Genomic DNA, 22,096 nt, shown 5'->3' on the forward strand with positions numbered 1-22,096 from the left:
GAGACTGCCATGCGCTATGCCAAGCTGACCCAACGCATCGCCGGTGACGGTGCTGCCGCCTGGGACATCCACTACCGCGCCCTGGCGATGCAGGCCGAGGGCAAGGACGTTTTGCTGCTGTCGGTGGGCGACCCGGACTTCGACACCCCGGCCCCCATCGTCGAAGCGGCCATCGACAGCCTGCGTGCCGGCCACACCCATTACGCCGATGTACGCGGCAAACTCGCGCTGCGCCAGGCCATTGCCGATCGCCACCGGCAGCGCAGCGGCCAGCCCGTCAGTGCTGACCAGGTCACGGTACTGGCGGGTGCCCAATGCGCCTTGTTTTGCGTCGCCCAGTGCGTGCTCGACCCGGGTGATGAAGTGATCGTCGCCGAGCCGATGTACGTCACTTACGAGGCGGTGTTCGGTGCCTGTGGTGCCACGGTGGTGCCGGTGCCGGTCAAGCCGGAGAACGGCTTTCGGGTGTGCCCGCAGGACGTGGCCGCGCGCATCACCCCACGCACCCGCGCCCTGGCCCTGAACAGCCCGCACAACCCTTCGGGCGCGAGCTTGCCGCGCTCGACCTGGGAGGCGTTGGCCGAGCTGTGCGTCGCCCACGACCTGTGGCTGATCTCCGACGAGGTGTACAGCGAACTGTTGTACGAAGGCGAGCATGTCAGCCCGGGTAGCCTGCCAGGCATGGCCGAGCGCACCGCAACCCTCAACAGCCTGTCTAAATCCCATGCCATGACCGGCTGGCGGGTGGGCTGGGTGGTGGGCTCGCCTGAGCTGGCCACGCACCTGGAGAACCTGGCGCTGTGCATGCTCTATGGCTCGCCGGACTTTATCCAGGACGCCGCCGTGGTGGCCTTGAATCAGCCCTTGCCCGCCCTTGAGGCGATGCGCGACGCCTATCGCCAGCGCCGGGACCTGGTGTGCGAACAGTTGGCTGGTTGCCCGGGCGTCAAGGCGCTCAAACCCGACGGTGGCATGTTCGTGATGGTCGATATCCGCGAAACCGGCCTCAGTGCCCAGGCCTTCGCTGACCGCCTGCTGGACCGCGAAGGTGTGTCGGTACTGGCGGGAGAAGCCTTTGGCCCGAGCGCCGCCGGGCATATTCGCCTGGGGTTGGTGGTAGGCGCCGAAGGCTTGGCCGAGGCGTGCCAGCGCATTGCCCGGTGTGCGGGTGAACTGATGCAAGGAGAACTGTCGTGAATGTATTGATCGTCCATGCTCACCCCGAGCCGCAATCCTTCACCGCCGCCCTGCGTGACCAAGCGGTGGCTACCTTTCGCGCCCAGGGCCACGCGGTCAAGGTCAGCGACCTGTATGCCATGGGCTGGAACCCGGTGGCCAGTGCGGATGATTTCGCCACGCGGGAGAACCCCGAGTACCTGGTGTACGCGCTGGAGCAGCGCCTGGGGGTGAAGAGCGGCGCCATTGCCGCAGATATCCAGCAAGAGCTGGACAAGCTGTTATGGGCCGACTTGCTGGTGCTGAACTTCCCAGTCTTCTGGTTCTCGGCGCCGGCCATGCTCAAGGGCTGGATCGATCGGGTGCTGGTGTCGGGTGTCTGTTATGGCGGCAAGCGCTTCTACGACCAGGGTGGGCTGGCCGGCAAGAAGGCACTGGTGACGGTGACCCTTGGCGGGCGTGAGCACATGTTCGGCGAAGGGGCTATCCATGGGCCGCTCGAGGACATGTTGCGGCCGATTCTGCGGGGGACGCTGGCGTACGTTGGCTTCGATGTACTGCCGCCGTTTGTGGCCTGGCATGTGCCGTATATCAGCGACGAAGCGCGGCAGGGTTTTCTGCAGCAGTATCAGCAGCGCCTGCAGCAGTTGGCGGATGATCAGCCGCTGGTGTTCCCGCGGTTGGCGCAGTTCGATGAGGCGTTGTACCCGTTGGCGTGAATCAACCCGAGTTTGAGTCGATTGATCCGGCCCTATCGCCGGCAAGCCGGCTCCCACAGTTACCGCACCGACTCTGGATTGTGTGCGATACCTGTGGGAGCCGGCTTGCCGGCGATAGGGCTATGAGTACCTACCAATGAGTATCTGCCCAAAAACGACCACCCACACATTCGGGGTATGTTGCCTTCAAGCAAATCCCCCGATAGTGAACCCATCGGCTCGATCCGGAGCAGTCACACGATGGAGTTGCTATGCGCAAGGCACTGAAGGTGATTGGCAGCCTGTTGCTGGCGTCGACCGCGACGCAGGCACTGGCGGTAGAGGGGGACAGCGGTAACACGTTAAGGCTGTACAACTGGACCGACTACATCGGCGAAACCACCTTGGCCGACTTCGAGAAGGCCACCGGCATCAAGGTCATCTACGACACCTTCGATGGCTACGAAACCGTCCAGACCAAATTGCTCACCGGCCGCTCCGGCTACGACCTGGTAATGCTCAACGCCTCCCTGGTACCCCCGTTGATTCAGGCTGGCGTGTTCCAGCCGCTGAACAAGCAGCAACTGCCCAGCTGGCACAACCTGGATGAGCAGGTGGTGAGCAACCTGCAAGGTTACGACCCCGGCCTCAAGTACTCGGCTCCCTATACCTGGGGCAGCTCCGGGATCACTTACAACGTCGACAAGATCACTGCGCGCATGCCCGATGCACCGATCGGCTCGCTGGCCATGCTGTTCGACCCCAAGATCGTTTCGCGCTTCGCCGACTGCGGTGTCACCCTGATGGACGCGCCGACCGAGGTGATCCCGCTGGCCCTGCAGTACCTGGGCAAGGACCCCCGCAGCGCAGCGCCCGCCGACCTCAAGGCTGCCGAGCAGCTGCTGATGGGCATTCGCCCGTACATTCGCAAGTTCGACTCGGTCAACTACCTCACCAGCCTGCCCAACGGCGATGTCTGCCTGGCCCTGACCTGGTCAGGTGACTACGCCACCGCCCAGGCCCGTGCCATAGAAGCGAAAAAGGCCATCAAGCTGGCGTTCTTCATCCCCAAGGAAGGCTCGCTGATCTGGTTCGACAACCTCTACATCCCCAAAGACGCGCCGCACGCGGCCAATGCTCACCGCTTCATCGAGTTTTTGCTGCAGCCGCAGACCATGGCCAAGGTCACTGACTTCATCCACTACGCCAACAGCAATGCGGCTGCCACGGCGCTGGTGCACGCCGACATCCGCCAAGACCCGGCGATCTACCCCGATGTCCAGACCCGCCAACGCCTGTTCGCCCAGAAGACCCAGAGCCCCAAGGACATGCGCGCCATCACCCGGGTCTGGAGCACGGTCAAGACCGGTTTCTGAACACTGCCAAACGATTCCCGCCAAGGAGCTGCCCATGGCCACACCCAGCAAAGCATTCGCCATTGCCCACGACCCACTGGTGGACGCCGACAAGGCCCACTATATGCACGGCTACCATGTGTTCGACGAGCACCGCGAGCAAGGTGCGCTGAACATCGTCGCAGGTGAGGGCGCCTATATTCGCGATACCCACGGCAACCGTTTTCTCGATGCGGTCGGCGGCATGTGGTGCACCAACATCGGCCTGGGCCGTGAAGAGATGGCCCTGGCCATTGCCGACCAGGTGCGCAAGCTGGCCTACTCCAACCCGTTCTCCGACATGGCCAATGACGTCGCCATCGCGCTGTGCCAGAAGCTCGCGCAACTGGCGCCAGGTGACCTCGACCACGTGTTTCTCACCACCGGTGGCTCTACCGCCGTCGATACCGCCTACCGGCTGATTCAGTACTACCAGAACTGCCGGGGCAAACCGGACAAGAAGCACGTGATCGCGCGCTACAACGCCTATCACGGCTCCACCACCCTGACCATGGCGATTGGCAACAAGGCTGCCGACCGCGTGCCAGAGTTCGACTACGACCATGACTTGATCCACCATGTCTCCAACCCCAACCCGTACCGTGCCCCGGACGACATGGACGAGGCCGAGTTTCTCGACTTCCTGGTGGCCGAGTTCGAGGACAAGATTCTCTCCCTGGGCGCCGACAATGTGGCGGCGTTCTTCGCCGAGCCGATCATGGGCTCGGGCGGGGTGATCATCCCGCCCAAGGGCTACTTCGAGCGTATGTGGCAGGTGTGCCAGACCTACGACATCCTGTTCGTCGCCGACGAGGTGGTGACCTCATTCGGCCGCCTGGGCACCTTCTTCGCCAGCGAGGAACTGTTCGGTGTCACGCCAGACATCATCACCACCGCCAAAGGCCTGACCTCGGCCTACCTGCCGCTGGGCGCGTGCATCTTCTCCGAGCGGATCTGGCAGGTGATCGCCGAGCCAGGCAAGGGCCGCTGCTTCACCCACGGGTTCACCTACAGCGGGCACCCGGTGTGCTGCACGGCGGCATTGAAGAACATCGAAATCATCGAACGCGAGCAGTTGCTGGCGCACGTCAAGGACGTGGGCAGCTACCTGGAGCAACGGCTGCAAACCTTGCGCGACCTGCCTTTGGTGGGGGATGTGCGTTGCCTGAAACTGATGGCCTGTGTCGAGTTCGTTGCCGATAAAGCCAGCAAGGCGCTGTTCCCTGATGCGGTCAACATCGGTGAGCGTATCCACAGCAAAGCCCAGGCCAAGGGGCTGCTGGTGCGGCCGATCATGCACCTGAACGTGATGTCGCCGCCGTTGATCATCACGCATGCGCAAGTCGACGAGATCGTCGAAACCCTGCGCCAGTGCATCATCGAAACGGCGCGCGAACTGACCGCGCAAGGGCTGTACCAAGGGCGATGAGCCTGGCGCAAAGGGCTGTGCGTGGGCGTGCCTGGCAGGCTAGACTGCCGGGCATGACCCAGGCCACTTCCGACACTCCGCTCACCCTCTCGCTGGGGGCGCTGCAGCACTGGCATGCAGCGCTGCAGCGTGCGCTCGCCCACTGTGAATCAGCCGATGCCCTGAGCTACGTGGCGGCTGCGATCAGCCAACTGGTGCAGGTCGAGTCGATGATGATCAGCCTCGAATGCCAGGGGCGTGCACCGCGCCTGCTGTACAAGCAGGGCATCCCCGAGGTGCATCGTGATGCGGTGCTAGGGCGTTATTTCAGCGCGGGCTACCTGCTCGACCCCTTTTGCCTGGCCGTGCAGAGTGGCTTGGCCGAAGGGTTCTATCACTTGCAGGAAATCGCCCCGGACAACTTCTTCGACAGCGACTACTACAAGGCCTACTACCTGGGCACCGGCTGCAGTGAAGACAGTTACTACATCGTCGACCTCAGCGAGGGCCGCAAGCTTTCGTTCAGCTTGTTTCAGGGGTGCAGTGGCACGGGTTTGAGTAGCGGGCAGATCGACCTGTTGCGGGCGGTCGAGCCCATGGTGCGCGAGCTGCTGGTGCGTTATGCCCGCTACAACCTTGAACCTGCCACGGCCTCGGCCGAACGGGGCAGCGTACAGGCAGCGTTCGAGAGTTTTGGCTGCCAGGTGCTTACGGATCGTGAGCGTGAAGTGGCGCATATGATCTTGCGCGGGCACTCGGTGAAGTCCACGGCGGTGGAGTTGGGGATCTCGCCGGAGACCGTGCGCATGCACCGCAAGAATTTGTACCTGAAGCTTGAGATCAATTCACAGTCGGAGCTGTTTGCGCGGTTTATCGACTGGTTGCGCCAGGGTGCCGTCGAGCACACCCAGGCGTTGTAGGCGCGGCCCTGCGACGTCAGGCCTCGATCAGGGCAGTGATGGCCCGGCCGACCTCCTGGGTGGACTTTTGCCCGCCCATGTCGCGGGTGGTGTTGCCTGCGGCGATGACCTGCTCGATGGCCTTGAGGATGTCATCGTGAGCAGCGCGGTAGCGCGGGTCGGCACCGTCGTTGCCGAGGAATTCGAGCATCAGCGCACCGGACCAGATCATCGCGATCGGGTTGGCGATGTTTTTGCCGAAGATGTCCGGCGCCGAGCCGTGTACCGGTTCGAACAGGGACGGGAACTTGCGTTCGGGGTTGAGGTTGGCCGAAGGGGCGATGCCGATGGTGCCTGCGCAGGCCGGGCCGAGGTCGGAAAGGATGTCGCCGAACAGGTTAGAGGCCACGACCACGTCGAAGCGGTCCGGTTGCAGCACGAAGCGGGCGCAGAGGATATCAATGTGCTGCTTGTCCCAGCTGATTTCCGGGTAATTGGCAGCCATGGCTGCGGTGCGTTCGTCCCAGTACGGCATGCTCACGGCCATGCCGTTGGACTTGGTGGCCGAGGTGACGTGCTTGCGCGCGCGGGTTTGTGCCACGTCGAAGGCGTATTTGAGGATGCGGTCGACCCCACGGCGGGTGAACACCGATTCTTGCAGCACAATCTCGTTTTCGGTGCCTTCGAACATGCGCCCGCCCAGGGACGAGTACTCGCCTTCGGTGTTCTCGCGGATCACCACGAAGTCGATGTCGCCGGGTGCGCGGCCGGCCAGCGGGCACGGCACGCCCGGGAACAGGCGCACCGGGCGAATGTTCACGTACTGGTCGAAGTCGCGGCGGAACTTGAGCAGCGAGCCCCACAGCGAGATGTGGTCCGGGACCTTGTCGGGCCAGCCGACTGCGCCGAAGTACAGAGCGTCGAAGCCTTTGAGCTGCTCGAACCAGTCGTCCGGCATCATCTTGCCGTGGGCCAGGTAGTAATCGCAGCTGGCCCACTCGAAGAACTCGAAGCTGATGGCCAGGCCGTGCTTGCGAGCGGCAGCCTCGACCACGCGAATGCCTTCGGGGAGCACTTCGGTGCCGATGCCGTCACCGGGGATGGCTGCGATTCTGAATGTCTTGGTCATGGGGCGCACTCGTTGGCTAGGGAACAGGTGCGAGCCATGCTATAAGGCCTTCAATCGGAGATAATCCAGCCTTTCATGGATTCTTGGAACACGAAACGTGAATAATCTGCCCAACCTCGACGACCTCAATATCTTTCTGCAGGTGGCCAAGCGCGCCAGCTTTGCCGCCGTGGCCGACGAGCTGGGCATGTCGGCGGCGTACATCAGCAAACGCATTCGCGTGCTCGAGCAAAACCTGCAGGTGCGCTTGCTGCACCGCACCACGCGGCGGGTGACGATCAGCGAAGAGGGTGAGCGGGTGTACCAGTGGGCGCTGCAGATTTTCGATGCGGTGCAGCGCATGGGCGATGACATCAGTGCCCAGCACCGCGAACCGGCAGGGCAACTGCGCATCGCCAGCAGCTTGGGCCTGGGGCGCAGGTTCGTGGCCCCAGCCTTGTCGGAACTGGCCGAGCGCTACCCGCGTCTGGATATTCGGCTGGATGTGCATGACCGCCTGGTGGACCTGATCGAGGAGGGGGTCGACCTGGACATCCGCGTGGGCAATACCATCGCGCCCAATCTGATCGCCAAGTTGCTGGCCAAGAACCGGCGAGTGCTCTGTGCTTCACCTGCGTACCTGGCGCGGCAAGGCACACCGAAAGTGCTGGCCGACCTGGGCAGCCATGACTGCTTGGTGATCAAGGAGCGCGACCACCCGTTTGGTATCTGGCAGCTCGAAGGCCCTGAGGGCCAAGAAAGCGTGCGGGTGACAGGGGGCTTGTCCAGCAACCATGGCGAGGTGGCCCACCAGTGGTGCCTGGATGGGCGTGGGATATTGCTGCGTTCCTGGTGGGATGTGCACGACAGCCTGCAGGATGGGCGCTTGGTGCAAGTCCTGAGTGACTATCACCAGCCTGCCGATATCTGGGCCGTGTACACCTCGCCGCTGGCCAGTTCGGCCAAGGTGCGGGTGGCGGTGGATTTCTTTCGGCAGTACTTTGCCGAGCGGTACAGCTTGCCGGATTGAGTTTGGCTTTAAAGGTAGCGACATCTCTGTGGGAGCGGGCTCGCCCGCGAAGATGGCGACTCGGTGTATGGCACCGGCTTCGCCGGTGTTCGCGGGCAAGCCCGCTCCCACAGGGTAGGATGGTTGTTTCTATGCGGCTACCTCACCGGTATCCGGCTAACCGCCTTGATTTCGCGCAAAGCCAGGCTCGACTGGATCGAAGCAATACCGGGTTGCCGCCGCAACACGTCTTCGACGAAACGGCCATAGCTTTCCAGGTCGGTCGCCAGCACCGTCAGCACGTAATCAGCCTCACCCGTGACCTTGTGGCAGGACAATACCTGCGGCAATTTCAGAATCACCTGCTCGAAGTCGTCAGGTGCTTCGGCCGAATGGTTGCCGAAGCGCACCTGGGCGAAGGCCATGACGTCATAACCCAGTTTCTTGCGGTCCAGGTTGGCCTGGTAGTCCTTGATCAGGCCCAGCTCCTCCAGGCGTTTGCGCCTGCGCCAGCAGGGCGTCACGGTCATCGACAGGCGCTCGCCCAAGGCGGCGCTGGACAAGGTGCCGTCCTCCTGCAGTAGGCGCAGCAGTTCGCGGTCTACTTCGTCCAGTTCTTCGTAAGCAAAGGCTTTGCTCATTATGGGGCTACCGGGTGAATGTTTCGCTCAAGCATCCGGTTTGGCTGAGCATAAAGCAAAGCATTTTCAGCGGTCTGTCGCGAAAATTGGTTATCCGATACCACCTTGAAAAAGGACATTCGCGTGCTGACAGTCTTTAGCAACAAACACCGCTTGCACCATGGCTCCGAGCTCAAGGACGGGGCCATCACGCCGTCATTCGAGAACCCTCAGCGTGCCGATACCGTGCTGGCGCGTGTGCAGTCCACAGGCCTGGGCGATGTCATCGCCGAGCAATCGTTCGACCGTGCCTGCTATGTCGCGGCGCACAGCGAGCGCTATGTGAGCTTTCTGGAAAATGCCTGGGCAGAATGGACCGCCACCGGCAAGACCCATGATGCGCTGCCGCTGGTATGGCCGGTGCGCGACCTGGCCATCGACCGGGAGCCGGGCTTCATCGATGGCAAACTGGGCTTCTACGCCATGGACGCCGGCGCGCCGATTACCGGCGGCACCTGGGAAGCCGTGCGCAGCAGTGCCAACGTGGCACTGACCGGCATGCAGCGTGTAATCGATGGCGCGCCCAGTGCCTTCGCCCTGTGCCGCCCCCCTGGGCACCATGCGGCCCGCGAATACATGGGCGGCTATTGCTACCTCAACAATGCCGCCATTGCCGCCGAACGCTGCCTGAGCCAGGGTGCACGGCGCGTGGCCGTGCTGGACGTGGATTTCCACCACGGCAACGGCACGCAGAACATCTTCTACGGCCGCCCCGATGTGTTTTTCGCCTCGATCCACGGTGATCCGCATGTGTCCTACCCGTACTTCTCCGGCTATGCCCACGAACAGGGCGCGGGGGCCGGGGAGGGCTTCAATGCCAACTACCCGCTGGGCAAAGGCACCCTCTGGGCGCAGTACCGGCTGGCGTTGCAGGACGCGCTCAAGCGCGTTGTCGCGCACCAGCCGGACTTTCTTGTCGTGTCGCTTGGCGTCGATACCTTCGAGGACGACCCGATCAGCCACTTCAAGCTCACCAGCGAAGACTTCCTGCGCCTGGGCGCCGAGATCGCACGCGTAGGCATCCCGACGCTGTTCGTGATGGAGGGCGGCTACATGGTCGATGAAATCGGCATCAATGCCGTGAACACGCTGCAAGGGTTCGAAGGCGCGGTTCGATAGCACACCGCGGCAAGGCCCTGCGCGGGCCTTGTTCGAAAGCCCTGATACCCACAATAAAAAGAGGTCGCTCATGCAAGACATGTCCGCAAGCCTTGATCAAAGCAAACCTACAGACTCAGCCCAAGACGGGCACCTCAAACGCACGCTGGAAAACCGCCATATCCAGCTGATCTCCATTGGTGGCGCCATCGGCACCGGCTTGTTCATGGGCTCGGGCAAGGTCATCGCGCTGTCCGGTACCTCCATTCTGCTGGTCTACGCGATCCTCGGTTTTTTCGTGTTCTTCGTCATGCGTGCCATGGGCGAGCTGCTGCTTTCTGACCTGCGTTTCAAATCGTTCGCCGACATCGTCGCCCACTACCTGGGCCCGCGCGCCGGCTTCGTGCTGAGCTGGTCCTACTGGCTGAGCTGGAGCGTGGCGGTGGTCGGCGACGTGGTGGTCGTGGCGGGGTTCTTCCAGTACTGGTATGCGGATGTGCCCGCGTGGATACCGGCGTTCTTCACCCTGTTCGTGCTGCTTGGGCTGAACATGTTGGCGGTGCGGATCTTCGGCGAAGTGGAGTTCTGGTTCGGGATCATCAAGATCGTGGCCATCGTCACGCTGATCATCACCGCAGCGGTGATGATCGCCACCGCCTATGTGTCACCCAATGGCGTGGTGGCCTCGCTGTCCAACGTGGTGGCGCCCGGGGCGGTGCTGCCCCATGGCATCAGTGGGTTTTTCGCAGGCTTCCAGATTGCCGTGTTTTCCTTCGCTGGCACCGAGCTGATCGGTACCACCGCCGCCGAGGCAAAGAACCCGCACCGTTCGCTGCCCAAGGCCATCAACACTATTCCTTTGCGCATCCTGCTGTTCTACATCCTGGCGCTGGTGTGCATCATCAGCGTGGTCTCGTGGGCAGAAGTGCCGGCCAACCGCAGCCCCTTCGTCGAGCTGTTCCTGTTGGCCGGCTTTCCCGCCGCTGCCGGCATGCTCAACTTCGTGGTGCTGACGTCGGCGGCATCCTCTGCCAACAGCGGCGTCTATTCAGGCTGCCGAATGCTGTTTGGCCTGGCTGAGCGGCGCAATGCACCCGCCATCTTTGCCAGGCTTTCGGCTCTGAGCGTGCCGGTGCACAGCTTGCTGTTTTCGGCGATGTGCATGCTGGCCGGGCTGGCCCTGTTGTTCATCATCCCCGAGGTGATGACGGTGTTCACGCTGATTTCGACCATCTCGGCGATTCTGGTGATCTTCACCTGGTCGATGATCCTCGCCGCGTACATCGCCTACCGCAAGCACAACCCGGCCGCGCACCAGGCGTCGAAGTTCAAGCTGCCGGGTGGCGTGCCGATGGCCGTCACCTCGCTGGCCTTCCTCGGCTTCGTGCTGGTGCTTCTGGCCCTTGAGCCGGATACGCGGATGGCCCTGTGCGTGATGCCGTTGTGGTTTGTCTTTCTGCTTGTGGCTTATCGCCGGCGCAAGGCCTAACGCCCCTTGGCCAGGTAGGCGGCATATTCGTCATCCGGCACCATGCTGCCACCGGTGCCCCACACCAAGTGGGTGGCGTTGGCCATGCGCTGCGCCGTCAGCCCCATGCGCGCCAGGTACTGCGTTGCTTGCAGTACCTGCACCATGCCGGGCATGCCGGCCAGCGCCGAGGGCTCGAGGCGTACCTGCTCCAGATCATGGGCCAGCACCAGCAATTGGTACAGCCGCTCGTCCGTGACCGTGTAGTAGCCGTCGAGCAGGCGCTGCATGGCCTTGCCGACAAAGCCGGAAGGGCGGCCTACCGCCAGGCCATCGGCTGCGGTGACGTTGTCGATGCCGAAGTCCTGCACGCTGGTTTCGTCATGCAGCCCGGTGTACACGCCAAGGAACATGCAGGGCGAATGGGTGGGTTCGGCGAAGACGCAGTGCACGTGATCACCAAACAGCAGCTTCAAGCCGAACGCCACCCCACCAGGCCCGCCACCCACGCCGCAGGGCAGGTAGACGAACAGCGGGTGCTCGGCATCGACCTTGATGCCGGCGGCCTTGAACTGGCCCTGCAAGCGTTCGGCAGCCACGGCATAACCGAGGAACAGGTGAGGCGAGTTTTCATCATCGACGAAGTAGCAAGTAGGGTCCGCTGCTGCTTGCTGGCGGCCTTGTTCCACCGCAACGCTGTAGTCGGAGGGGTACTCGATCACGCTCACGCCGTTGGCGCGCAGCTTGTCCTTTTTCCACTGCCGCGCATCCGACGACATGTGCACCGTGGCCTGGAAACCCAGCCGCGCGCTCATGATGCCGATCGACAGCCCGAGGTTGCCGGTCGAGCCGACCGCTACCTTGTACTGGCTGAAAAATTGCCGGGCGTCATCGCTGGCCAGTACTCGGTAATCGCTGCCCAGGGTGATCAGGCCGGCCGCCAGGGCCAGGTCTTCGGCATGCTTGAGCACTTCGTGGATGCCGCCGCGGGCCTTGATCGAGCCGGAAATCGGCAGCTCGCTGTCGGCCTTGAGCCACAGCGCACCGCCTTGGGCAAGACCAGCTTCTTGCAGCAAGGTGTGCTGCAGGGCAGGCAGCGGGCGAATCGGCGACTCGATGATGCCGCCAGACGCGGCGGTGTCGGGGAACACCTCGGCCAGGTACGGTGCAAACCGCTGCAGCCGGGCACTGGCTGCGCTGACGTCGGTGGCAGTGAGGCCGACGTCGCCCAGGGCTTGTGCGGTGGGCACGATGCCTGGGTTGAACCAGCAGGTTTCGCGCAGCGCGACCAAGTCCTCGACCCGCGGGTGGGAGGCGTACCAAGCGTCTAGCGTTTTGCCGTGAATCATGCGTTGTTCCTGTGCTGGTGGGGATTGCCAGGGGGCTGATGGCTCTTGTAAGAGTGGCCGTGCTGGGGCGCCGGACCGGTCGGAAAGGGCTCCAAGCTTGGCCAGTTCATGTAAGTTACGGTGGTGTTGGTGCTCCCACTGGTCGCTCTCGATGTGATAGCGCAGCCCATCACGTCGCCTGTTGTGCAATCAACGCCAGGCACCGTTGCACGATCGGGCTCACATCGCCCTTGCGACGGCTTAGGATGATCGGGCTGACGGCGCTGGTGTCCAGCAAGCTGACATACTCGATATCCGTGCGGTGCTGCTGTTGCACCGACGCCGGCACCAGGGTCACGCCGAGCCCGACGGCCACCAGGCCGATGGCCGTTTGCAGTTCGTTGGCCCACTGGCTGATCTTCAGGGTCATGCCGTGGTGGGCGAACAGGGCCAGCACATGGTCGGCATAGCTGGGCCTGGGGTTGGCCGGGTACAGAATGAACGGCTCCTTGGCCAGTTGCGCGAGGGTCAGCGGGGTGCCTGCCAACGGGTGGCCCTTGGGCAATACCGCGACCAAGGGGTCTTCGCACAGCACCTGCTGGAGGATGGCCGGGTCATCGATACGAATACGGCCGAAGGCGATGTCGATGCGGCCACTCTTGAGTGCCTCGACCTGCTGCAGCGTGGTCATTTCGCTCAACCCCAGTTCCAGCTCGTTGTCCTGGCGCAGTTCGCGGATCAGCGCTGGCAGCACGGTGTACAAGGTCGAGGGAGCAAAACCGATGCCCAGCCATTGGCGTTGCCCGTGGCCGATGCGGCGGGTGTTGTCGCTGATGTTTTCCAGTTGCTGGAGCAGGGTGCAGGTCTGTTCATAGAAGAACCGCCCGGCTTCGGTCAGGCGCAGCGGGCGCTCACGCAGCACCAGCAGCGTGCCGAGCTGCTCCTCGAGCTGGCTGATCTGCCGGCTTAGCGGCGGCTGGGCGATATGCAGCAGCTCAGCGGCACGGGTGAAGTTCAGCGTTTCGGCCAGCACCTTGAAGTAGCGAAGGTGGCGCAGTTCCATCAGACCTCCAGGGTATGGTGGGAGATTCATTTGATATTGGACGGGTATCAGGGTCTCGCGCAATGCTTGATCAAACAAGTAAGTGCAACTATCGGGTCTGCCATCTGCGGTCCGATCTGACGGGACCTGGCAACAATGACAAACACCCTGATTGAACGTATAGATGCAATTATCGTCGACCTGCCGACCATTCGCCCGCACAAGCTGGCCATGCACACTATGCAGCAGCAAACCCTGGTGGTATTGCGCGTGCGTTGCAGCGACGGCGTCGAAGGTATCGGCGAGGCAACCACCATCGGTGGCCTGGCCTACGGCTACGAAAGCCCCGAGGGCATCAAGGCCAATATCGACGCACACTTGGCACCGGCGCTGATCGGCCTGCCGGCTGACAACATCAACGCCGCCATGCTCAAGCTGGACAAGCTGGCCAAGGGCAACACCTTTGCTAAGTCGGGGCTCGAAAGCGCCTTGCTCGATGCCCAGGGCAAGCGCCTGGGCCTGCCGGTCAGCGAACTGCTGGGCGGCCGAGTACGCGATAGCCTGGAAGTGGCCTGGACCCTGGCCAGTGGCGATACCGCCCGTGATATCGCCGAAGCCCAGCACATGCTGGAGATCCGTCGCCACCGTGTGTTCAAGCTGAAGATCGGCGCCAACCCGGTGGAGCAGGACCTCAAGCACGTGGTGGCGATCAAGCGCGAGCTGGGTGACAGCGCCAGCGTGCGGGTCGACGTCAATCAGTACTGGGACGAGTCCCAGGCCCTGCGCGCCTGCCAGGTGCTCGGCGACAACGGAATCGACCTCATCGAACAGCCCATTTCGCGGATCAACCGCGGCGGCCAGGTGCGTCTCAATCAGCGCAGCCCAGCGCCGATCATGGCCGACGAATCGATCGAAAGCGTCGAAGACGCCTTCAGCCTGGCCGCCGACGGTGCCGCCAGCATCTTTGCCCTGAAAATTGCCAAGAACGGCGGCCCACGTGCAGTGCTGCGCACAGCGCAAATCGCCGAAGCGGCCGGTATCGCCCTGTACGGCGGGACCATGCTTGAAGGCTCGATCGGCACCCTGGCTTCGGCCCACGCGTTCCTCACCTTGCGCCAGCTGACCTGGGGCACCGAGCTGTTCGGGCCGCTGCTGCTGACCGAAGAGATCGTCAACGAGCCGCCGCAGTACCACGACTTCCAGCTGCACATTCCACGCACGCCAGGCCTTGGCCTGACCCTGGACGAGCAGCGCCTGGCGCGCTTCGCCCGCCGCTGAACTGTACATTCAACGCCTTAAGGAGAACCCGCATGCTGTTCCACGTGAAGATGACCGTGAAACTGCCGGTCGACATGGACCCGGCCAAGGCCGCCAAGCTCAAGGCCGATGAAAAGGAACTGGCCCAGCGCCTTCAACAAGAAGGTACCTGGCGCCACCTGTGGCGCATTGCCGGGCACTACGCCAACTACAGCGTGTTCGATGTGGCAAGCGTCGAGGCCCTGCACGACACCCTGATGCAACTGCCGCTGTTCCCGTACATGGAGATCGAGGTGGACGGCTTGTGCCGCCACCCGTCGTCGATCCACAGTGACGACCGCTGATTCGTCCCTGACTACCTGACAAGAACAAGATGAGGTAAGCAAAATGACCGTGAAAATTTCCCACACTGCCGAGATCCAGTCGTTTTTTGAAGAAGTCGCAGGCCTTGGGCACGCCGAGGGTAACCCGCGCTTCAAACAGATCATCCTGCGCGTGCTGCAGGACACTGCCCGCCTGATCGAAGACCTTGAAGTGAGCGAGGACGAGTTCTGGCATGCCGTCGACTACCTCAACCGCCTGGGCGGCCGTAACGAGGCGGGCCTGCTGGCAGCGGGCCTGGGGATCGAGCACTTCATCGACCTGCTGCAAGACGCCAAGGATGCCGAAGCGGGCTTGACCGGCGGTACCCCGCGCACCATCGAGGGCCCGCTGTACGTTGCAGGCGCGCCGCTTAGCCAAGGTGAAGCACGCATGGACGATGGCACCGACCCCGGCGTAGTGATGTTCCTTCAGGGCCAGGTATTCGGCGCCGACGGCAAGCCGCTGGCAGGCGCTACCGTCGACCTCTGGCACGCCAACACCCAGGGCACCTATTCGTACTTCGATTCGACCCAGTCCGAGTACAACCTGCGCCGACGCATCATCACTGACGCAGAGGGCCGCTACCGCGCCCGCTCCATCGTGCCGTCCGGTTATGGTTGCGACCCGCAGGGGCCAACTCAGGAGTGCCTGGACTTGCTTGGCCGCCACGGCCAGCGCCCGGCGCACGTGCATTTCTTCATCTCCGCGCCGGGGCATCGCCACCTGACCACGCAGATCAACTTCGCCGGTGACCAATACCTGTGGGATGACTTTGCCTATGCCACCCGTGATGGGCTGATCGGTGACCTGCGCTTTGTCGAGGATGCGGCGGCGGCGCATGATCGGGGCGTGCAAGGGGAGCGTTTCGCCGAGTTGGCCTTCGACTTCACGTTGCAGGCTGCGCAGGCGCCTGAGGCTGAAACCCGCAGCCATCGACCGCGTGCTTTGCAAGACGGCTAAAGCTCGACCCTTGTAGGAGCAGCCAGCCTCCACAGTATTCACCGTTTATGCCTGGGCCTTTCCGTGCGGGGAGGGTCCGGGCTTTTTTGTGTTTACAAGGAATATTGGGGAAGCGGGCTGCTATGTGCTTGTTGGCAGACAGGGTGAAGGCGGCCAGGTGCTTGCCTTGGGCTTGGAGGTGGGGCGGATATCGAGCGCCGCCCGCGCGGCGCTTCGCGGGGCAAGCCCGCTCCCACATCTGTTTCGGGACAGTCTCGCCTGTAATAGAGGCGCGCGGCCCCTTGTTCGTACGACGCGATATTGAGGTGGGCGAGAAAAGGGGGCGCGAGCCAATGCTTCAGGAATAACTGGCCCGAAACAGATGTGGGAGCGGGCTTGCCCCGCGAAGCGCCGCGCGGGCGGCGCTCGAACTGATAGGCGCTGAAAATGCCGAGCCAGGCACCTGGTTTGTCGGCAGACAGGGTGAAGGCAGCCAGGTGCTTGCCTTGGGCATGGAGGTAGGGCGGATATCGAGCGCCGCGCGGGCGGCGCTCGATCTGATAGGCGCTGAAAATGCCAAGCCTGGCACCCAGTGCCCCCGACTACAATCGGGTCATGCTGGCCTATGTGGCCAACACTTCAGGCCGCGACGGGGTGCTCACGCTGCATGCTGTGTCGGAAGCACTTGCAGCCTTTGGCCAGCAACACGATGGCCAGCAACGACGCGACGAAGCTGACAATCGACATCGAAGAACCGACCGCAGCCGGTACACCGAAGTAGCGGTCGGTGATCAGCGCCACCAGCGTGGTGCCCAAGCCCAGGCCCAGCAGGTTACTGATCAGCAGGAATACCGCCGATACCTGCGCACGCACCTGGTTCGGCGAGAGGATCTGCATGGCCGCAGTGGACGCCGGCATGGGGAACGAGGCGAAGAACATGGCCGGTACCAGCAGGGTCACCGACAGCCACAGTTGGTCCACCTGCGAATACAGCACGGCCGGCACGATCATGCCCAGCGCACCGATTACCCCGGTACGCATGGCTGCATCGCTGCGGCCGCGCTTGGCCAGGTGGTCGGTCAGCCAACCGCCGAACACCACACCCGTGGTGTTGGCCAGCAGCAGGATGGTGCCGAGCATGAAGCCGGCTTGCTCGGGGCTCATGCCGAACTTGCGGATGTACAGCGCCGGTGTCCAGCTCATCATGCAGAACAGCGCCATGGCGTAGAACGAGAAGCCCAGGTAGTGGCAGCTGAACGTGGCCCGGTGACGGCCGATGAAGCGCAGGCCGTCGGTGAGCTTCACCTTGCGCACATTACCGTCGGCGTCCAGCTGCGCGCCCTTGCGCTCGGGGTTGCGCACGGTCAGCCAGATCAGCAGGCCCACGATCACCCCAGGCAGGCCGACGATGAAGAACGCCAGTTGCCAGGCCTTCATGGCGCCAAGGAAGGCCACCTCGATGGTCTGTGCGTCCTTGAGCAAGGTGATCACGTAGCCGCCGACCAGAAAGGCAATGCCGCCACCGACGAACGACCCGATGGAGTAGATGCCCACTGCGCGGCCGAGCTTTTCCTTGGGGAACAGGTCGCTGAACATCGAGTAGGCCGAAGGCGACAGGGCCGCTTCGCCGACGCCCACGCCGATACGGGCAAGGAACATCTGCGTGAAGTTCTTGCTCAGGCCGCAGGCGGCGGTGGCGAAGCTCCAGAAAATCACCCCGACCGCGATGATGCGTGGCCGCGAAAAGCGGTCGGCCAGGTAGGCGATGGGCATGCCCATGAAGGCGTAGAACAGCGAAAACGCCAGGCCGTGCAGCAGGCTGAACTGGGTGTCGCTCAGCTGCAGGTCGGCTTTTATCGGCTCGATCATCAGGGCCAGAATCTGCCGGTCAACGAAGGAGAAGATGTAGGCCACCATGCACAGGATGACCACATACCATTCGTACACGTAACGTTTTTGGGTGTGCTTGAGGTGTTGCGCTTCGGTCAGGGTATTCATGCTTGCAAGTTCCTGAGGGGACAGCCCTGATTGGGACAGCCTGATGGCCCCTTCGCAGCCCAAGGCCGCTCCTGCGAAGGGGCTGAACACGCGGTCAGTTATTGTCTGCAGAGGCTTGTGGCTTGATGGAAATCACCGCCAGGGTGGTGATCGCGCCCATCACCACGAGCATCACCGACACCGGCCAGGCATCCTTGTAAATGCTGAACAGTGCCGTCGCCGCCAGTGGCGCCAGGCCGCCGGAGAAGATCGAGGCAATCTCGTGCCCCATGGCCAGCCCCGAATAGCGCACCTTGGCCGGGAACAGCTCACCCATCAGCGCCGGCTGGGTGCCGATCATCGCGCCGTGACAGAAGGCCATGCCCAGCAACGCCGCCAGGTACACCCACACCGGTGAGTGGGTATCGAGCATCCAGAAGAACGGGAACGCCAGCACCATCAAACCGACCGAGCCGATGGCATACACCACCCGCCGGCCAATGATGTCCGACAGCCAACCCCAGAACACGATGGTGCCGGCCTCGACGATCATCGCCACCATCACGCTGGCCAGCACCAGTTGCGTATCCAGGCCGGTGAACTTGGCGTAGGCGATGGTGAAGGCGAGGAACAGGTAGGCGCTGCCGTTTTCGGCAATGCGGATACCCATGGCCTGCAGCACGGCCTTGGGGTGGTTGCGCAGCACTTCCATGGCCGGCATGTGCTCGGGCTTGTCCTGCTGGGCCTGTTCCTCGACGAAGGCTTTGCTCTCTGGGAGGCGACGGCGGATGTACACCCCTACGCCAAAGATCAGGATGCTGGCCAAAAATGGCACCCGCCAGCCCCAGCTCATCATGTCTTCGACGGGCAGCATCTGCACCAGGTAGAACGCAGCGGCAGACAGTACGAACCCGCCGGAAACACCCAGCTGGCTCCAGGCCGCATAGAAGCCGACGCGGTCCTTGGGTGCGTTCTCGCTCAGCAGCAGCACGCCACCGCCCCATTCGCCGCCCGAGGCAACGCCTTGCAGCACGCGCAGGATCACCAGGCAGGCGGGGGCCAGGTAGCCGACCTGTTCGAAGGTTGGCAGCAGGCCCATGGCGAAGGTTGCCGCACCCATGATCGCCAGGGTCATCACCAAGGCCTTCTTGCGCCCGGCCTTGTCGCCGATATGGCCAAAGATCAGGCCACCCAGCGGGCGTGCCAGAAAGCCCACGGCGAAACCGGCAAACGAGGCCATGGTGCCAAGCACCGGGTCGGTGCCGGCGGGGAAGAACAGCGGGGCGAAAATCAGTGCTGCGGCCGTGCCGTAGAGGAAGAAGTCATACCATTCCAGGGCATTGCCCAGGACCGAGGCGATGACAATGCGGCGCATGGTGCGCGGGTCGGTATCGCGGGTGATGCTGGTGTTCAGGTTACTCATGAGCCATCTCCATGCGGGCCGGTCACCAGAACTTCCAGGTGTAGGAAGTGATCAGGCGATACTCGTTGTAGTCGTTGCCGTACTGCTGTTGGGTACGCATGTTCTTCAGGTCGAAGGCCAGGTCCTTGAGCGGGCCGCTCTGGATCACGTAGCTGAGCATGATGTCGCGCTCGCTTTCCTGGTCCCTTGCAAGGCCCGGGCCGCGGTCGATGTCGGTGCCTTTGATGTAGCGGGTGAACAGCTTCAGCCCGGGCAGCCCCATGGCGGCGAAGTTGTAGCCATAACGCACCGACCAGCTGCGTTCATCCGGGCGAATGAACGGCAGGCCCGCCCAGTTCGGCAGCCACAGCTGCGGCACGTAGCCGTTCAACGTCGGGAACACGGTATCGCCGGTCATGCGCTGGTAGCTCAGGCCCAGCATGTGCCCGCTTTTTTCCAGGGTGACCAGGCCGAAGTAGGCGCGGTTGTCCACGGCGCCGCTGCGTGCGGCGCCGTCTTCACGGTTGTTGAAGTACCCCACGTCGGTTTTCAACTGGTAGCCGTCGGCGAACTTCAGGGCGTGCTTGATGCCGCCGTAGTCCTGCTTGTAGATGTCGTTGAGCACACCATGGAAGTAACTGGCTTGCAGGTCTGGGGTCAGGGCGTAGGTGGCGCCGGCGAAGTCCAGGCCATCACTGTCCTGGTCGTCGCGGGTGCCGTAGCGGTAGAGGCGCTCATGGTTGGACGACTCGCGGGTGACGATGGACCAGAAGCGCCCGCCAACGAGGGTCAGGTTGTCGATGTCGCGTGATTCGATCACCGCGCCCTGGTAAATCGTGTCGAGCTGCCGGCTGGGGTCGTTGGAGGCGACGGGGTAGAAAGGTTTCTGATCGCCGATCAGTACCTTGGTGTTGGCGTACTTGAGCTTCAGGGTCGCACCGCCGCGGCTGTAGTCGTCGGCGGCCTGCTGGCGGTGCTTGCTGAAGGGCAGCGAGCCATCGTTGCCGGTGGAGTCCAGGCGCACGGCGTATTGGCCGTTGAGGTCGAGACCGACCGCCACGGGGGTATCGGTGTAACCGGATTCGAACTGCAGGTCGAAGCCCTGCGACCAGTTGCCGACCTTGGACACCGGCGCGCTGGGGTTGGTGAAGTTACGGTTCAGGTAGAGGTTTCTGAAATTGAGCGAGAGGTGGCTGTCATCCACCACATCGGCCAAGCACATCAGGGGTAATACGGCGCCCACACACAAGCAAAACGGTTTCGCACGCAACGGCCATTTGAGTTCCATGGGGTAATCCTGGAAGTGTGATCAGTACAAGTCCTGGGCAGTCGAGCAACTGGGCAGAAGGGCTGCAGGTCTTGCGCCCGCTTGTCTGTCACGTATTGTTTTTGTTTTTCAAATATCCAGCACCAGGCGCTTGCCGCGCGCCCGGGAACAGCACAGTACGATCTGCTCGTTGGTGTGTTTCTCCTCTTCGGTCAGGTAGTGGTCACGGTGGTCGGGTTCGCCTTCGAGCACGTCGCACAGGCAGGTGCCGCACACACCTTGCTCGCAGGACACCTCGACCTTGATCCCGATACTGCGCAGGGCGGCGGTCAGGGGCTGGCCTTCCTGCACCTGAACGGTCTTGCCGCTGCGTGCGGCGACCACCTCGAAACTGCCGCCCGAGGTGTCGACCTCGGCCTGGAAGTACTCGTGGTGGATGTGTGGGTCGTCGTAGCCTTGCTGGCGCGCCCCCGCGATCACCCAATCCATGAAGCCCGCCGGGCCGCAGGTGTACAGGTGCACGCCAGGCATGGCGGGGCCCAGCACCTGGGCCAGGTCCAGGTGCTGCTCAGGGCCTTCATCGCTGAAGTGGGTGAACACGCTGGCCGCGAACGGTGCGCCGAGCAGTTCGTCGACGAACGCGCAGCGGCTGCGTGAGCGGCCGCGGTAATGCAGCTCGAACGGTTTACCTTGGGCATGCAGGGCATGGGCCATGGCGATCATCGGGGTGATGCCGATGCCACCGCCCAGCAAGATCGAGCGCGTGGCGTCGCAGGCCAGCGGGAACAGGTTGCGTGGCGCGCTGATGCGCATTGGCGTGCCGGGCTGCAGCTGCTCGTGCACCGCCACCGAGCCACCACGAGACTGGCTGTCCTTGAGCACGCCCAGGCGGTAGACATTGGCATGCGCGGGGTCGCCGCATAGCGAATACTGCCGCACCAGGCCGGGCGCCAGGTGCAGGTCGACGTGGGCGCCTGCCGCAAAGCGCGGCAGGGCCTGGCCGTCGACCGCGGCCAGCTCCAGTACGACCACGTCGCCGCCTTGCACTTCGCGGGCTTGCACGATCACATCGAGCAGTTGTTCGCTCATGGTCGTGGCCCTAAAGGATGTAGCCGATACCGGCGAGGGTATCGTCACTGTTGATCAGGCTGATCACCTTGCGGTGGATCTTGAAGCTGCCTTGCGCCCGTACCAGGGTGTAGGTCAGGTCGGCGCTGTAGTGCTTGAGGCTCTCTTTGCGGAACTCGCGCACGTTCTGTGCGCAGCGCACGGTCACGTTGACGCCGTCGTCGCCCAGCACCCGGAAGCGCGAAATCGTGCGCACGGTACGTGGCTGCGGGCTGGTGGAAATCGACTCGCCGCCGATCAACCGCTGCACGCGCAGGCCACGCATGTGGTGGTCGTCGTAGGCGTAGTTGAGGGTGTTTTCGTAGTCGCTCTCGCGCGGGTCGATGGGGATGATGTACGTGCCTTTTTCGGTCCATTGGCCGAGCCAGGTGTCGTACTCGCCGTGGTCGAGCATGTCGCCTTCCTGCCAGATGAAGGCGGTGACTTCTTGCAGCAATTGCAGGTTCATAGGGTTC

General features: G+C 63.1%; 20 protein-coding genes. 11 read left to right on the forward strand and 9 right to left on the reverse strand.

Annotated features, from left to right (window positions below; translation table 11 throughout):
• Nucleotides 1–9 precede the first annotated feature (9 nt).
• The 5 genes from HU764_RS09340 (at nt 10) to HU764_RS09360 (ending at nt 5,596) form a co-directional block, all read left to right on the forward strand.
• Complete coding sequence (locus HU764_RS09340) at nt 10–1,197, forward strand: pyridoxal phosphate-dependent aminotransferase (RefSeq protein ID WP_186704218.1); 1,188 nt, start codon at nt 10–12, stop codon at nt 1,195–1,197.
• On the forward strand, nt 1,194–1,895 hold the full coding sequence (locus tag HU764_RS09345) for an NAD(P)H-dependent oxidoreductase (RefSeq protein WP_186704217.1): 702 nt from the start codon (nt 1,194–1,196) through the stop codon (nt 1,893–1,895). The genes HU764_RS09340 and HU764_RS09345 overlap by 4 nt, the downstream gene beginning before the upstream one ends.
• A gap of 251 nt (nt 1,896–2,146) precedes the next feature.
• Nucleotides 2,147–3,250, forward strand: a complete 1,104-nt coding sequence (locus tag HU764_RS09350; protein ID WP_186683209.1) for a polyamine ABC transporter substrate-binding protein — start codon at nt 2,147–2,149, stop codon at nt 3,248–3,250.
• 34 nt (nt 3,251–3,284) lie between these two features.
• Entirely contained in the window at nt 3,285–4,697 is a 1,413-nt protein-coding gene (locus HU764_RS09355; protein ID WP_186683207.1) for an aminotransferase, read from the forward strand.
• Between the two features lie 53 nt (nt 4,698–4,750).
• On the forward strand, nt 4,751–5,596 hold the full coding sequence (locus HU764_RS09360; protein ID WP_186683205.1) for a LuxR C-terminal-related transcriptional regulator: 846 nt from the start codon (nt 4,751–4,753) through the stop codon (nt 5,594–5,596).
• Nucleotides 5,597–5,612: 16 nt separating this feature from the next.
• Here the strand turns inward: HU764_RS09360 and HU764_RS09365 are convergent, their stop codons facing one another.
• Nucleotides 5,613–6,704 carry a tartrate dehydrogenase gene (locus HU764_RS09365; RefSeq protein WP_186704216.1) on the reverse strand — a complete coding sequence of 364 codons (1,092 nt, stop codon included), beginning with the start codon at nt 6,702–6,704 and terminating at the stop codon, nt 5,613–5,615.
• Between the two features lie 97 nt (nt 6,705–6,801).
• On the opposite strand from HU764_RS09365, the gene HU764_RS09370 reads away from it, so the two are divergent.
• Entirely contained in the window at nt 6,802–7,713 is a 912-nt protein-coding gene (locus HU764_RS09370; RefSeq protein ID WP_186704215.1) for a LysR substrate-binding domain-containing protein, read from the forward strand.
• Between the two features lie 137 nt (nt 7,714–7,850).
• Here the strand turns inward: HU764_RS09370 and HU764_RS09375 are convergent, their stop codons facing one another.
• A complete protein-coding gene (locus tag HU764_RS09375) occupies nt 7,851–8,333 on the reverse strand; it encodes an Lrp/AsnC family transcriptional regulator (RefSeq protein ID WP_027593659.1) in 483 nt (160 codons plus the stop codon).
• 123 nt (nt 8,334–8,456) lie between these two features.
• On the opposite strand from HU764_RS09375, the gene HU764_RS09380 reads away from it, so the two are divergent.
• Complete coding sequence (locus tag HU764_RS09380) at nt 8,457–9,491, forward strand: arginase family protein (protein WP_186683199.1); 1,035 nt, start codon at nt 8,457–8,459, stop codon at nt 9,489–9,491.
• Between the two features lie 70 nt (nt 9,492–9,561).
• The gene (locus tag HU764_RS09385; RefSeq protein WP_186704214.1) at nt 9,562–10,959 is read left to right on the forward strand and encodes an amino acid permease; all 1,398 of its coding nucleotides are present in this window, start codon (nt 9,562–9,564) and stop codon (nt 10,957–10,959) included.
• On the opposite strand, the gene HU764_RS09390 is transcribed toward HU764_RS09385, so the two are convergent.
• On the reverse strand, nt 10,956–12,287 hold the full coding sequence (locus tag HU764_RS09390; RefSeq protein WP_186704213.1) for a D-serine ammonia-lyase: 1,332 nt from the start codon (nt 12,285–12,287) through the stop codon (nt 10,956–10,958). The two genes, HU764_RS09385 and HU764_RS09390, sit on opposite strands and share 4 nt — an antisense overlap.
• 169 nt (nt 12,288–12,456) lie before the next feature.
• Nucleotides 12,457–13,329 (reverse strand): LysR family transcriptional regulator, encoded by an 873-nt coding sequence (locus tag HU764_RS09395; protein WP_186683185.1) that lies wholly within the window; start codon nt 13,327–13,329, stop codon nt 12,457–12,459.
• Between the two features lie 135 nt (nt 13,330–13,464).
• Here HU764_RS09395 and HU764_RS09400 point away from each other — a divergent pair, with 135 nt between their 5' ends.
• The 3 genes from HU764_RS09400 to catA are packed head-to-tail and all read left to right on the forward strand — an operon-like array spanning nt 13,465 to nt 15,888.
• Nucleotides 13,465–14,586 carry a muconate cycloisomerase family protein gene (locus tag HU764_RS09400; protein ID WP_027593654.1) on the forward strand — a complete coding sequence of 374 codons (1,122 nt, stop codon included), beginning with the start codon at nt 13,465–13,467 and terminating at the stop codon, nt 14,584–14,586.
• 32 nt (nt 14,587–14,618) lie between these two features.
• On the forward strand, nt 14,619–14,909 hold the full coding sequence (gene catC, locus HU764_RS09405; protein ID WP_027593653.1) for a muconolactone Delta-isomerase: 291 nt from the start codon (nt 14,619–14,621) through the stop codon (nt 14,907–14,909).
• Between the two features lie 43 nt (nt 14,910–14,952).
• Nucleotides 14,953–15,888 carry a catechol 1,2-dioxygenase gene (gene catA / locus HU764_RS09410; protein ID WP_099453741.1) on the forward strand — a complete coding sequence of 312 codons (936 nt, stop codon included), beginning with the start codon at nt 14,953–14,955 and terminating at the stop codon, nt 15,886–15,888.
• 618 nt (nt 15,889–16,506) lie between these two features.
• Here catA and HU764_RS09415 read toward each other — a convergent pair.
• The 5 genes from HU764_RS09415 to HU764_RS09435 form a co-directional block, all read right to left on the reverse strand.
• Nucleotides 16,507–17,865 carry a spinster family MFS transporter gene (locus HU764_RS09415; RefSeq protein WP_186704212.1) on the reverse strand — a complete coding sequence of 453 codons (1,359 nt, stop codon included), beginning with the start codon at nt 17,863–17,865 and terminating at the stop codon, nt 16,507–16,509.
• A 94-nt stretch (nt 17,866–17,959) separates the two neighbouring features.
• A complete protein-coding gene (locus tag HU764_RS09420; protein ID WP_027593650.1) occupies nt 17,960–19,267 on the reverse strand; it encodes an MFS transporter in 1,308 nt (435 codons plus the stop codon).
• A 22-nt stretch (nt 19,268–19,289) separates the two neighbouring features.
• A complete protein-coding gene (locus HU764_RS09425; protein WP_186704211.1) occupies nt 19,290–20,534 on the reverse strand; it encodes an OprD family porin in 1,245 nt (414 codons plus the stop codon).
• Between the two features lie 108 nt (nt 20,535–20,642).
• Entirely contained in the window at nt 20,643–21,602 is a 960-nt protein-coding gene (locus HU764_RS09430) for a PDR/VanB family oxidoreductase (RefSeq protein WP_099453744.1), read from the reverse strand.
• 10 nt (nt 21,603–21,612) lie between these two features.
• Nucleotides 21,613–22,089 carry an aromatic-ring-hydroxylating dioxygenase subunit beta gene (locus HU764_RS09435; RefSeq protein WP_027593647.1) on the reverse strand — a complete coding sequence of 159 codons (477 nt, stop codon included), beginning with the start codon at nt 22,087–22,089 and terminating at the stop codon, nt 21,613–21,615.
• Nucleotides 22,090–22,096 lie beyond the last annotated feature (7 nt).

It is taken from the genome of Pseudomonas kermanshahensis (assembly GCF_014269205.2).
Classification (GTDB): Bacteria; Pseudomonadota; Gammaproteobacteria; order Pseudomonadales; family Pseudomonadaceae; genus Aquipseudomonas; species Aquipseudomonas kermanshahensis.

Bases quoted from the DNA above. Each gene is read 5' to 3' on its own strand.
- HU764_RS09340 (WP_186704218.1), top strand. From the start codon at position 10: ATGCGCTATGCCAAGCTGACCCAACGCATCGCCGGTGACGGTGCTGCC.
- HU764_RS09350 (WP_186683209.1), top strand. From the start codon at position 2,147: ATGCGCAAGGCACTGAAGGTGATTGGCAGCCTGTTGCTGGCGTCGACC.
- HU764_RS09355 (WP_186683207.1), top strand. From the start codon at position 3,285: ATGGCCACACCCAGCAAAGCATTCGCCATTGCCCACGACCCACTGGTG.
- HU764_RS09360 (WP_186683205.1), top strand. From the start codon at position 4,751: ATGACCCAGGCCACTTCCGACACTCCGCTCACCCTCTCGCTGGGGGCG.
- HU764_RS09365 (WP_186704216.1), bottom strand. From the start codon at position 6,704: ATGACCAAGACATTCAGAATCGCAGCCATCCCCGGTGACGGCATCGGC.
- HU764_RS09375 (WP_027593659.1), bottom strand. From the start codon at position 8,333: ATGAGCAAAGCCTTTGCTTACGAAGAACTGGACGAAGTAGACCGCGAA.
- HU764_RS09385 (WP_186704214.1), top strand. From the start codon at position 9,562: ATGCAAGACATGTCCGCAAGCCTTGATCAAAGCAAACCTACAGACTCA.
- HU764_RS09390 (WP_186704213.1), bottom strand. From the start codon at position 12,287: ATGATTCACGGCAAAACGCTAGACGCTTGGTACGCCTCCCACCCGCGG.
- HU764_RS09395 (WP_186683185.1), bottom strand. From the start codon at position 13,329: ATGGAACTGCGCCACCTTCGCTACTTCAAGGTGCTGGCCGAAACGCTG.
- HU764_RS09400 (WP_027593654.1), top strand. From the start codon at position 13,465: ATGACAAACACCCTGATTGAACGTATAGATGCAATTATCGTCGACCTG.
- catC (WP_027593653.1), top strand. From the start codon at position 14,619: ATGCTGTTCCACGTGAAGATGACCGTGAAACTGCCGGTCGACATGGAC.
- catA (WP_099453741.1), top strand. From the start codon at position 14,953: ATGACCGTGAAAATTTCCCACACTGCCGAGATCCAGTCGTTTTTTGAA.
- HU764_RS09415 (WP_186704212.1), bottom strand. From the start codon at position 17,865: ATGAATACCCTGACCGAAGCGCAACACCTCAAGCACACCCAAAAACGT.
- HU764_RS09420 (WP_027593650.1), bottom strand. From the start codon at position 19,267: ATGAGTAACCTGAACACCAGCATCACCCGCGATACCGACCCGCGCACC.
- HU764_RS09425 (WP_186704211.1), bottom strand. From the start codon at position 20,534: ATGGAACTCAAATGGCCGTTGCGTGCGAAACCGTTTTGCTTGTGTGTG.
- HU764_RS09430 (WP_099453744.1), bottom strand. From the start codon at position 21,602: ATGAGCGAACAACTGCTCGATGTGATCGTGCAAGCCCGCGAAGTGCAA.
- HU764_RS09435 (WP_027593647.1), bottom strand. From the start codon at position 22,089: ATGAACCTGCAATTGCTGCAAGAAGTCACCGCCTTCATCTGGCAGGAA.